At 38.6% G+C, this 12,584-nt stretch carries 8 protein-coding genes; 1 reads left to right on the plus strand and 7 read right to left on the minus strand.

What is annotated here, in order from left to right:
• From QT16_RS00005 to QT16_RS00020, 4 genes are all read right to left on the minus strand, one after another.
• On the minus strand, positions 1-652 hold a 652-nt coding region (locus QT16_RS00005; protein ID WP_338109678.1), incomplete at its 3' end, for an IS4 family transposase.
• 263 nt (positions 653-915) lie between these two features.
• The gene (locus tag QT16_RS00010) at positions 916-1,821 is read right to left on the minus strand and encodes a peptidylprolyl isomerase (RefSeq protein WP_039484214.1); all 906 of its coding nucleotides are present in this window, start codon (positions 1,819-1,821) and stop codon (positions 916-918) included.
• A 32-nt stretch (positions 1,822-1,853) separates the two neighbouring features.
• Positions 1,854-5,543, minus strand: coding sequence for an autotransporter assembly complex protein TamB (gene tamB, locus QT16_RS00015; RefSeq protein ID WP_039484222.1), 3,690 nt, complete (start codon positions 5,541-5,543; stop codon positions 1,854-1,856).
• Entirely contained in the window at positions 5,543-7,270 is a 1,728-nt protein-coding gene (locus QT16_RS00020) for an autotransporter assembly complex protein TamA (RefSeq protein WP_039484224.1), read from the minus strand. Before QT16_RS00020 ends, tamB begins: the two co-directional genes overlap by 1 nt.
• Before the next feature lie 214 nt (positions 7,271-7,484).
• Between QT16_RS00020 and QT16_RS00025 the strand changes: the two genes are divergently transcribed.
• Positions 7,485-7,820, plus strand: a complete 336-nt coding sequence (locus tag QT16_RS00025) for a ribonuclease E inhibitor RraB (RefSeq protein WP_002958248.1) — start codon at positions 7,485-7,487, stop codon at positions 7,818-7,820.
• Between the two features lie 44 nt (positions 7,821-7,864).
• Here QT16_RS00025 and radD read toward each other — a convergent pair whose 3' ends face one another.
• From radD to QT16_RS00040, 3 genes are all read right to left on the minus strand, one after another.
• Positions 7,865-9,616, minus strand: a complete 1,752-nt coding sequence (gene radD, locus QT16_RS00030) for a DNA repair helicase RadD (RefSeq protein WP_039484227.1) — start codon at positions 9,614-9,616, stop codon at positions 7,865-7,867.
• Positions 9,617-9,740: 124 nt separating this feature from the next.
• Positions 9,741-10,043: an H-NS histone family protein gene (locus tag QT16_RS00035; protein ID WP_002958250.1), complete on the minus strand. Its 303-nt coding sequence runs from the start codon at positions 10,041-10,043 to the stop codon at positions 9,741-9,743.
• Positions 10,044-10,517: 474 nt separating this feature from the next.
• Positions 10,518-12,476 carry a TonB-dependent receptor gene (locus QT16_RS00040; RefSeq protein ID WP_238719402.1) on the minus strand — a complete coding sequence of 653 codons (1,959 nt, stop codon included), beginning with the start codon at positions 12,474-12,476 and terminating at the stop codon, positions 10,518-10,520.
• Between the last annotated feature and the right edge of the window lie 108 nt (positions 12,477-12,584).

Raw genomic sequence — 12,584 nt, forward strand, 5'->3', positions numbered from 1 at the left:
GGTTTAACAGGCCTAAAGAATAATATCCTTTATCAAACATAGTCAGTGAATTATCTGGTGTACGTTCAATTAAACGCTCAGCTAATTTCATCTCGTTGGTTTTATAGTTATCAAACTCGCTACTGAGAAGTTGATGGCTGGTCAATTCCATATGACAGACCATGCGTATTTGAGGAAAGGCTGTATCACCGTATTGGTTGCTACCTGAAGAGAAGGCTTTACGATTATCAGGCGTGTCGGCTGTTCGCCACACAACACCGTCAACAGCTAATAGGTTCAAACCATTCCATGTTTCGAATGACTGTTGCTTATACATTGATTGAGCAGATTTATTGAAAACGTGTTTAACGGAATCATTACCTAACCTTTGTCTCGCCTGTACCATCGCACTTGGAGCAACGAGTTGGTTCTTGCCAGGTAACATGATATCTAGCTTATTAGCGATATTCCAAACTGATTCTTTTCGAAACAATGCCATGCCAATAACTGACCACAAAACGGCTTCAAGCGGTAATCTTCGCTTACGAACGGTTGCAATCCCTGCTTGTTGAAAACCTTGTTCAATGATTTCAGGGTCAAGAATTTCTGATAATTTTTCAAAGGTATGGTATCGGCTGCTTTCTTCAAGTGTTGCTTGCAGTGCTTGTTCTATATTCACAAAAAAATCCGTAGTTAGTTTCCTAACTACGGATTTTGCATGATCGTTTGGATCGGTCAACCGGTCATTTTCTTAACTGATCGGCATTAGCCAAGGCTCCTTTTTTCATTCTTTAATTAATACCAATTCCATTAAGTATGTGCTCTAAATTTTACGCAGAAAAAATAATTCAGTTCTAGGCGTAAATTGATGTAAATGGTTGTTCCCTTTGCGAAATTTACAACAAAGAAATGGGTTGTTTTAGCAAGTAAAATAGATCAGCTATTTATTGGAATTGGTATAACTTCGCGCTTAGTGGGTATGGGCATACCACACACATCAACGTAGTTATGTGCTTTAACAAACCATGGCTCAACACGGTTTTTACGAGCGCTGATTAAGTTTTTAAACACCGATGAGTTTGTTTTCATCACTTTAAATATACTTTTATCGCTTTGTACATCGCCAAGTACTTGTATATTTGTAATTGGGTTAAATGCATTTCCTTCAGTTGGTATGCGCGCTAAACGGTTAAAATGCTCTATACCTTCTAGCACTCGACCAAACACCGTAATATTTTTATCAAGGTAGCGCGGGCCTTGCCCTATTGTTACAAAAAACTCCGTACTCGCACTATTTTTATCGTTGTCGCGCGCCATTGCAAACACGCCACTACAATGCACTTGCCATGTTTGCGTATGGGCTGAATTTTGAGCTACTGCAAAGCCGTTTAAAAAGCCTGTAACTGGTGCATATCCGTCGCCATTTAGCTCAGTAATTAAAAGTGGTTTGTTTGTTGTTAAATAAAACTCAGCAGGGACTGTTTTATCTGCCGTTTTAATTAACTTTTTACCCAAGCTGTCGCCACCTTGCGCTACAAAACCCTCAACAAACCGATAAACGCTGGTATTTTTATAAAACCCTTCTCGTGCTAACTTTTTAATATTTTGAACGTGCTTTGGTGCAAGCTGTTCATTAAGTTCAATATACGCATCGCCCGTTGGCAGCGTTATCTTTAAAATATTTTGGGCGTTCACTACTCGCCAGTCATTATCTGTTGCACTAGCAATTACCTCACTCGCGCTCAATAAAGGTAGCTCTTGTTTAGCAACATCATCACCTAGTTGTTGAGCACAACCGCTCAATAAAACACTAAGCAGAGCTGGCAATATAATTTTTTTCATCGCTTATATCCTTATAATTATTATAGCTTTGGTTATTCCCAGTCAAACTTATATAGCACATCAACATTTTGATATAGGCCGCTCGTTATTTCTATGTATAACTGTGAAAGTAACTGATAACGCACAGCCACTTCACTGAGCGAATCAAATACACCCACGCTATATTTAACTTGTAAGCTGGGTGCTACGTAACCAGATATTTCTACTTTGGTGCTATCACCACTACCTGATGAGCTTAAACTTACATCTGACAACCCAAAGGTTTCACCTACCTTAGAAACAACCCCTTCGCTGCGGCTAACCCCTTGAGAAAGTAATAACTGTGTAAGCATAGCATCGCTTGACGAACTTTCTCCATCGCCTAAAGGTTGGCCATTAAGTAAATATGCGAGTGCTTGTGCTTGATCCATCGCAGGCTCAGAAAATATTTTAAGTGTTGGTTGTTCAACATTACCTGTGAGCGTAACCCCTGCAATCACACCATTTGCAGTCGTATCTGGGTTACGTATTGCTTTAATATTTAAAAATGGTTGTTCAATTGAACCGCTAAAACCTACTTGCCCGGTGCTGATTATTAAATCTTGCCCAAAGGCTAAGTAAGTACCTTCAATTAAGTTAAGCTCACCTGTGGCTATAATTGGCGCACCTTGACTCATTTTTATCGCTAAATCACCCGCAACTTTTGATTCCAAGCCAAACGATTCTACTTTTACATCGTTTTTAACAATCACTTTTAAATCTATGTCGTAATCAAACGGAACTGTTTCTGTGGCCTCGGTTTTTTGATCAACAATAATTTCATCATCGCTAACTTGCACCGCCCCCTCAGGAAGCTCTTCAATCATTATACGACCGTAAGGCACAATTACCTCACCAGCAAGCTTGAGTGCATTATTAGCCAAGCCTATTTTTAAATCCGGCGATACTTTAAAAGTAACCCCTTGCTGCGCGCGTACATAAAACTGCTCGCCAACTACCGCAACATTTACAGCAGGTTGCGCACCTTGCCAATCAACGTCACCGGTGAGATTTATTTTACCGCCCTGATTGTCGTTTAAGTTGCCTTTTATTGTGGCTGTTGTTTTATCAAACAATACGTTTATATTTGATTTTTGCAGCGCTATAGGTAATTGCTCGCCCTCTAAACTAATATCGCTCACATTAAGCTCGCCATTTAATAAAGGATCTTTTAACGTACCAGCTAACGCGACTTTTCCGCTAATATCACCTTTTAACTGCTCGAGGGTTTCAAGAAATGGTTGTAAGTCTGAAAGGAGTATTTTATCAATATTAATAGTGCCGTTAAGCGCTTGCGTATTTTGTATGTCGTCAATATCAATTTGTGTGTTTATTTTACCAAGCACACTTGATTCTAAATTAGCTTCAAGCTTGCCAACTTGAGAGTCCGAAAATGCACTAACAGTTAGAGTTTCGATTGGTAATTTAAAACGATCTTCTTCCGAGGTAAGCACCGCTTCTAAGTCACTAGAATCGATATTTGCGCGTAATGTTTTAAGCGCACCGCTTTGCCAATTAAGTGCAACATCGCCCGCTATATTACCGCGAGTACGAATGCTATTAGGTAAAAAGTGCTTAAGCTCCTCAAGAGCTAAATTGCTTAGTTTAGCATTTAGCTGACCGAGGTTTTTTGACTGCGCTAAGGTGTCTATGCACAATTTACTTTGCTCAGATGCCCAACAATGTGCACTTACATCAAAGTCGCCACTTTGCGTATTAACCATAATGGCAATATTTTTAGTATTACTAAAACTAAGCTTTTTATCGCTGAGCGTTACATTACTAAGCTCGCCATTCCAAGTGGTATTATTAATTTTGCCATTAACTTCAAGCTCTACACTGCCTTGCTCGGCATCTACAGATGCCGTAAGTTGATGATCTGTTTTGTCGCCGCTAATATCAATTTTAACGCTATTAATTTGCTGTTCGGCCACAAGCGCCGAACCAACACTTACCGAAACATCGGTTTGCCAATCGGCTGCGGTATCTAACTGCCCTTTTACTGATAATTTATTAATGTTTATTTCATCAAAAATAAAGCGATCGAGTATTAGTGCTAAATCAACAGAAGGCGTTAACCTCTCCCCTCTCACTTTTAAATTTGCGTTGCCGTCGGCAGTAAATGGAATATTAGCTTTTTCATCACTTTTTAGTGTTACTTTGCCGTCAACCTGCCAAGTGTCATCAACTTGCCCGCTTAGTGCTAATTTATTGGTGCCGCTACTTAAATAAAAACTATCAATATTAGCTTTTAACGTGTTGTCGAGCTTAAAGTTTGAGGCAAATTCTAGTGGCACGTCGTTAAGTAATCCGTTTAACTTTGTATTATTCATTTGTAGCTGCCACTTGTCGTCAGCAGCATTAAACGAGCCTTTAAACTGTCCCGAAATATCACTGGTTGCGGCATCAGTTAAGTACTGCGCTTTTAAGTTAGCAAGCGTGCCATTAAAGTTAGCCTGTATGCCTTTTTGCCAATCAACATTGGCTTTTATAGTTGCACTGCTTTCGTTCGCTTTAATGCTTAGCGCTTGTAAAGTTGCTTTGGTGAGACTGCCTTTTAATTGGGTATTTAAGTCAACAGCTGGGTACGCGCCTAATTGGCTATTCCCCTGTAGGCTCAGCTGATAATCGTCGGCATTACCTTGTGCATTGAGGCTTACATTTCGCACTTTAAGCTCATTACTTTGTGCATCAATAAGCCACTGTTTAATTTTGCCATTTAACTCAAACGGATAGTTTTTTTGCTTTAAATTTGCCGTTGCCGTTAAACTAAGCGGATATTGTCCCTGCGTTTCTAAATTTAGGTTTAGGTTTGATAAGTCTCCATTCAACTGCAAATTAGCTTGGTGCTCATCACTTTGTAAAACAACATCCCCTTTTACGGGCAAATTTCCTGCAAGCTCAGCGTTAAGATGCGTATTAAGCTGCCACTGCTCATACTTTGCTGAGAATGACTCTAAATTAATAACCGCATCTTCCACACTTAATTGCAGCGAGATGTTTTCAATAACATGCTGGGCTTCGTTTTGCTCAATCGTAATGTTAGCAATTTCAAAGTCTTCAACAACTAAATCAAGTGGCGAAGTAAATTCTATATTAGGCAATGCGGGTAGGTGCGTTAAAGGCGCTTGAGTATTTTGCGCCGTTTGTGTTTTCGCATCTTGTTCTTGCTCTTTTAAAGCAACAAGTATGGTGGGAATATTCAGACTTTTAACCGTCAGCTTTGAACCCTCTGCTTTTGCTGAGAGTTTAAAGTTATTAACGCTTACGTTTGCACTTGGGTGCTCTAGAGTAAATTTATTGATCGCAATGTTTTTTACAGCAATATTAAAAGGTAAGCTGATTTTTTCAAGCGGCTCTGCAGCGGCTTCTTCTTGTGACTCTGCAGTTTTTGGTAATGTTAAATTTATAGATTTAGCACTTAAGTTATCTATACAAATTCCATCGCACTGCCACCAAAACAAATCAATTTTCAATTGTTGTGCATTAAAATCCAATCCGTTGCTAGTAAAGCGCACATTAAAGGCATCATTATAAATAAAACGGCCATCTTTAATTTCGATATGTAGTCCATCTACCGCTTTGTTTGCACTATAAGCAATAAATTGATTACCGGGTGCGGTAAATAACAAACAAAATAGTGCGACAACTAACGTGACAAAAATAGCACTTACGGCGGCTGTTATCTTTTTTAATACTGACATTAAATTTCTGGCCCTATGGTAATACTTAAACGTGTGCTTTTACTTTCTTTTGTTAATCCCCAAGCGTGGTCTATACGCACTGGGCCAACGGGTGTTAAATAGCGAAAACCAAAACCAGCACCTACTTCAAAATCATCAGAAAAATCATTCGTCGCAGTACCACCGTCAACAAATAAAGCTGCGCGCCAGTTTTGAGCAAACTGATAGTTGTACTCTATTGTACTGGTTAGTAAGTATTTACCACCGATGAGATCGCCATCATCATTTTCCGGCGATATTGATTGGTACGCAAAACCACGAACACTTTGATCGCCACCTGCGTAAAAACGCAGTGAGTAAGGTACGTTTTCAATATCATCAACAAGCATTGCACCAACATTTGCTTTTAAAAACACTAAATGCTTATCTAAGTATGTACGTAACCACGCATGTTGCATTTGCACCCTAATCAGATTAGTACTCGAAAGCACATCATCTAAACCAAACTCAGCAGATATAAGCCACTGCTCTCCCCAGTATGGAGTCGTGCCGCCTTTTGATTTTTTGCGGGCGTAGCTAATGCCCGGCATTAACATTTCGGTGCTTTCTTCCTCTTCATCACCGATGCGGTAGGTTTCTTGGTCGCGGCGTAAAAATGCTGTACGCACCCACTTATTTTCGGTTAACCATTGGCGCTGAATTTGCCCCGTGAGTATTTCACTGTAGGTATCGTTTGTTAGTTCATCCTCTAATTTATATCCAGCAGAAAAACGCCATAAATCATCATTCGGATCATCAACTGGAATGGTATAAGCCATGGAAATATCTTGCTGCTTTTGCGCCACATTTAAATTAGTTTCGAGATAATGGCCGTCTTCTGTGATCCACGGTTTACTCCATTTAAAACGCACTTTGGGCCCTAAGTCAGTACTAAAACCGCCGCCAATTTCATAGCTATTTGCAGGCTTGTGCAACACATCTACCTTAATAGGGACTTGGCTATTTTTACGCGCAGCAATATCGGCGTAAACGCGCACGCTTGCAAAATAAGGGGTGCTTGATAAATCCAAATTATAGTCAGCAATATGTGTTGATTTATAAGGTTGACCCTGAGTAAAAGGCGCAAGCGAGCGTATGTATTTTTCAGCAGGCGTATTACTAGCTATTTTTATATCACCAAACTGATATCTAACCCCAGTATCAATTACAAAAGTAATAACAGCACTATTTTTATTAAGTGACACTTCTAATTTGCGCGCTGGCCACTTTGCATCAAAATAGCCAAGCTCCAATAGCATAGATTCTATTTTTTTATGAGCAGAGTCATATCTACCATGATTTAAAACATCACCTTGTTTTAAGTTGGTATTTTTAATTAATGCCTGTAATTGAGTATCATTTTGGCCATCGCCGTTTAGCGTAATATTAATTGCTTCTATGCGAGTTGCAGGACCTCGCTCAACTTTAACAATTAACTCGCTATCGTCTTTATCATAAATAACCTCGACGGTCGGGCTATAATAACCAAGTGCTTTAATGCTATTTTGTACTTGCTTTTGGGCATAACGACGAAGTGTACGGGTTGGTTTTTCACCAATTAATTGCTTGAGATAAAGGGCTACGTTATTTTCTAAATCACCACTTAACCCTTTAATTTCGTAATCTTCTATGACTTTTTCTGCCGCATAGCTATTTGTCGCAATTAAAGCGCTCACAACACATATGCAACGTAAAAACTTAATAAACAAGTAAATATCCTTACTTTTAATATCTTACATAAAACTGGCTGATTACGCGCATATTAGCATAGCCATAATGAGCAACACATTAACTTAATGACAATCTAACGCGTAAATTTAACTTTGAATAAGTATCAGCATAATTAAAATTAGTACGCGTTAAGACAATATTTTAGTTACAATAGTGCCTACGAATAAAAAATTAATTTTAAATGAGTTTTTAATGCAATTCCCTGATGATGATAACGGCCAACTTTTAGCCGAAATAGCCGCTGCTGGCATTGATTTAAATAAAATGCACCAAGTCGATTTTTTTATTTTATTTGAACAAGAAGCCGATGCTGAAAAATTTGCTAAAGAAATAGTCTCTGATGCATTAGTTCAAAAGGCTGAGCTTGAAAAATGTAAAGACACTGGCGTTTGGGAAGTAATCACTCAAGTACAAATGGTGCCAGAGCACACCCTTTTAGGCCAAGCTGAGCAATACATTGAAAGCATTGCTAATAGCTTTAATGGATATGGTGACGGCTGGGGATTAATGGACGGTGACGAAGCTTAATTGCCTTTTAATTGTATTAGTCCAATGTACTCTATCAGTTAAGCTTAACGGCTTAACTGATTTGCCTTCCTAAAATTGCCTTTATAGTCAAATAGCTTATCAGCCACTTTCCAGCCATACTTTTTGCTTTTTCGTGCAATAACAAAATCTGGTGGTACTAATTCAAATTGTGCGCTTACTACTTGCGCTGCAGTTTTAAAATTAATAGGTGTTTGTCCAAGTCCTACTCGTAGACCAAATTGCTTATTAAATATAAATTGCCCGCCTTTATTTGCGAGGTTATACACCTCATCGCAACTTGCGCCATCTTCATCAAAATACGTTACTTTAATAAGTTCATCTTTAATTTGAGTTACCGATAACCCACTACATCGAAGCACAAGTGCGTCTTTTAAGTTTAATGCGTTGCGTAACTTATCATCAGGGTCGGCCATTACCGCGCCGCAATCATGGCATTTACGTGCAGCAATATCATTTTGGGCGCCGCACTGCTCACATTCTTTAAACCTAAAACGATAATCGCACTGCTCTTTATGCCCATCATCATCTTCTAACAGGCCTTGGCAACGCCTGCCAAAGTGCTCTATTACTTTGCCAGTGGAGTCTGTTTTACCCCAAAATATATTCGCAAACCCACAGCCTGGGCAAAGTACCTGCACAGGTTCATTATCACTATCGCCTTTTTTATCACCTACTTCTGGGTGAAATAAATTAAAACCATTGCCAGCATAATCTATTACTAAGCAATCCGTTTTCAATTCAGATAACCTTAAACCTCGCCCCACAATTTGTTGATATAAACTAACCGATTCTGTAGGTCTTAAAATAGCTATAAAGTCGACATGTGGCGCATCAAAGCCGGTTGTTAGTACCGATATATTAACTAGATACTTTAATTGCTTAGCTTTAAATTGCTTAATGATTTTATCGCGCTCAGTGTTTGGCGTATCACCTGTGATTAGTGCACTTTGATGAGCTGGTAGGTAGCTTAATATTTCCTGGGCATGCATTACCGTGGCGGCAAAAACCATAACCCCTTCGCGCTCTTCACTGTATTGAATTACTTGCTGTAATATAGCCTGCGTTGCGCGCTCACTGTTTTTTAAAAGCGCATTCATGTCATCAGTCGCATATTGCCCAAATGCATTGCTATCTAAGGACGAAAAATCATAATGGCTAATTGCTGCATCAACTTCGTTAGGCGGCGTTAAATAATTATGTTTGATCATATACCTGAGCGGCAATTCAAAAATACAACTTTTAAACGGACTTTCTTGAGTACCCTTAACAAAACCATGATAATGGTGGTGGTATATCCACCCCATTCCTAACCGATAAGGTGTTGCTGTTAAACCCAATACTTTTAACTGAGGGTTATACTCTTTTAAACTGTTTATTACTTTACCGTACTGACTTTTTTGATCCCCATTTACCCTATGGCATTCATCAATAATAAGTAATGAATAATGCTCATTTAATTTATTTAAATTACGAGAAAGTGATTGCACACTGGCAAAGGTTACTTGATGGTTTAATGATTTTTCTTTTAAGCCTGCTGAAAATATACTCGCCTCTAAACCAAAACTTTTATATTTTTGCGAATTTTGCTCTACCAGCTCTTTTACATGAGCAAGCACTAATATTTTTTGCTTAGCTATACGCGCAAGTTCAGCAATAACCAAACTCTTACCTGCGCCGGTTGGTAGTACAATAACGACAGGATCATTACTCTTTCTAAAGTGTAAAACGGTGCGCTCTACGGCTTCTTGTTGGTAAGGTCTTAGTTTATAGCTCATGGGAAAACAAATAGATTTTAATAAGGGGATTTTAGCAAATTACTGCTATGACATTTAGACTTTAATTATATTTTATTGAGAGGTAAACAAAAAAGAGAAGCCGAAGCTTCTCTTATATTTAGCTTTAAGCTAAAAACTTTTCAAGCTCAACACCTTCAAACGCTTTAGGACGACGGCCACGGCCAGTCCATTCAATAGTCTCACCATTAAGTTCCATGCGGTACTTAGGCTTAACTTTAGTGCGCTTGTCTGATGCTCCATCTTGTAAATCTTCTAGCGTAAGTCCTTTTTCTTTTAAAAGATCCAAAACTTCCTGTTTCGCTTTTTGCTGCTGGGTATATTTTGAAATTGCATCATTGATAAGCTGTTGAGCTTTTTCAAGCTCTGTTAATGATGCTGTTTTAATAAAAGATCGGACTTCTTTCATCTATATCTCGCTAAATTGTGTGATTGGAATTATTTAAATATTCTTTTTTAGTATAAGGGTATTTTACGAAGAAAACTATTCACCTAAAAATAAAGAGTAAAAGAAACCTATCTTTGTATAAAATCTAGCTAATTAAACTTTTTATAAGCCCATAAATGAAATAGCTTCTATATAGCTTCATTTAATTACAACATGCTTCACCCAAGTAAGTACTGTAAATTTATTTCCCCAGCCTTATTTCCGAAAAGTAATTTCCTTTACAGGCTATAATTAGCTGTATTATTGAAGTGTAGGTATCTAGGTTAAAATATCACTAACGGCTTTAGAAGGGATCCTAAAGGGTCCTAGGTATAGCACAATATGGCCTGTAGAGTATTATTCAGTAACAGGCATAAAAAATGCCACTTGATTTTATACAAGTAGCATTATTAAAGTATTAACGGGCTTTTTGAGCCTTCAATTTAGTACTTAGAGTTAAAAGCTCTGAGTATAACGGAAGTACAATAAGCGGCCAATATCAAAACCACCATAATAAGAATAAGCAGAACTAGGACCTGAATACATTAAAGGACCCTGCTTATCAAATACATTGTTTGCACCAACTGATAATGTTGATTCCCACGGTGTATTATAACTCACTTGTAGGTCATTAAACGTAGTTGAACCAACCTTGTTCTTCGGTGTAACAGCGCCATTAGTCCACTCACGTTGGAAATCTGGATTACTACATCTGTCGTCAAAGTAACAATCTTCACGCATTGATGAGAAATAACGTATACCCCAGTTAGCACTAAAGTCACCATATGACCAATTCAGCCCTACACTTGAACGAACTCTGAATACATCTTCATGCCCAACATCTGACTCTACTTTAGCACTTGCCTCATTTGATGATTTTGAATCATACTTAAGTAAATAAGTACTGTCCATTGTAGTTCTAAAATCACCAAATTCAGTTTCAAATGCATAAGCTAAAGCAAGGTCAATACCTGATGTTTCAGTAAAACCTGCATTACGGGTACCATAAGTTAAATCATTTACAATAGAGTTGTTTGCATCACGTGAGAACATAGCACAACGTGACTCGTCTCCACCAATGTAACAATCTTTTAAAATATCATTAGGAGTGTCAGACACAACAGTGTCAGTAATCTTAATACTCCACCAATCAAGAATGATATCTAAGTTTTCAATGTAGCTTGGGTTGTATACAAAACCAATTGTTTTACTAACTGATTCTTCTGGTTGTAAGAACTCATTTGAACCACTATTAAACGGAACAGGTGTTTGAGAGGCTGGCCCCGTAGAAGGAACAAACCCTTGTTGTAATTGACGGTAATCTGCAGGAACGTCTTGTAAACAACGAGCGGAACCTGCAGCAGTACCATAAACAGAATCGCACGGATCTATAAACCCTGTGGTAAACGTTTGAGAGCTACCACCGTATAAATCATTTATTGTAGAAGCACGGAAGCCTTCTGACCAAGTACTACGAACTAATAAATCATCAACTGGTCGCCATTCGATACCCACTTTACTATTTGTTGTATCACCAAAAGTACTGTAGTCAGAATAACGAGTTGCCAAGTTAATGCTTAGCGACTTTGCGCCTACAACATCTGACAGTATTGGAATATTTAATTCACCATATGCTTCGGTTACATCGTATTCACCACCTGTTGGGCCTGAAGCAAGCGTTGTACTTTCGCCTAATTGAGCAAGAGCATCAGGAGTATACTGCCCTGTTTCTTCGCGGTGTTCAGCACCTAAAGCGAAAGTTAAACCACCTGCAGGTAACTCAGTAATTAAACCACTAATGTTAGCAAAATACATTGTTGTTTTAGTTTCACCGCGATAGTTAAGAGTTGGGTACAAAAAGGCTTGTACATTAGGATCCGCTAATGAATTTTCTACCGAACCAGCGCCAAAGCCTGCTAATGGGTTCCAAGCTGTACATTCTGCAGTTGAGATAGGGCTCGCTTCAGTGCCACATTGTACTTGACCTGATGAATTTAAAAACGATGGACCTGTCGCGGCTTCAATTGCTGGCTTATAAAAATCACCATTACTAACTTGAAGCGATGAACTTTTACTATAAACTCCGCCTATATCCCAATCGAAATAACGATCAGCTATTTCAAATGAACCTTCAAGAGCAGCGGTAAAACGTAAAGTATCTTGGTTACTATCTGTTACACGAGGAACTTCCCAACCACGGCGAGTAAATGAAACATCTTCACCAACAGGGTTAAAATGGCTATCTCCACTAAGTACAATACCATCAGCAGCTGACTGGTACGGGTAACCTGCAATTTGTCTAGTGGCTTCACGTTCACTGTAACCAATATCACTACTAAAGTTAATATCATCGGTTAGTGCGTAGTTTGAACTAATGTAAATAGAGCGCGCGCTAATAGGAGTTTCTAAATGCATTTGTTGTTGTGCAACACTTGAACCGTTTTCATATGTCTGAGGCTCGAAATCATCAATAGAAGAAGCATCACCAGGACGCTTGGTAAGTGACGCAAGCTTAATACTTAA

Origin of the sequence: Pseudoalteromonas distincta (assembly GCF_000814675.1) — a bacterium.
GTDB lineage: Bacteria > Pseudomonadota > Gammaproteobacteria > Enterobacterales > Alteromonadaceae > Pseudoalteromonas > Pseudoalteromonas distincta.

Coding starts and splice junctions, on each gene's coding strand:
- radD (WP_039484227.1), bottom strand. CDS start 9,616: ATGAGCTATAAACTAAGACCTTACCAACAAGAAGCCGTAGAGCGCACC.
- QT16_RS00010 (WP_039484214.1), bottom strand. CDS start 1,821: ATGAAAAAAATTATATTGCCAGCTCTGCTTAGTGTTTTATTGAGCGGT.
- QT16_RS00040 (WP_238719402.1), bottom strand. CDS start 12,476: ATGCATTTAGAAACTCCTATTAGCGCGCGCTCTATTTACATTAGTTCA.
- tamB (WP_039484222.1), bottom strand. CDS start 5,543: ATGTCAGTATTAAAAAAGATAACAGCCGCCGTAAGTGCTATTTTTGTC.
- QT16_RS00035 (WP_002958250.1), bottom strand. CDS start 10,043: ATGAAAGAAGTCCGATCTTTTATTAAAACAGCATCATTAACAGAGCTT.
- QT16_RS00025 (WP_002958248.1), top strand. CDS start 7,485: ATGCAATTCCCTGATGATGATAACGGCCAACTTTTAGCCGAAATAGCC.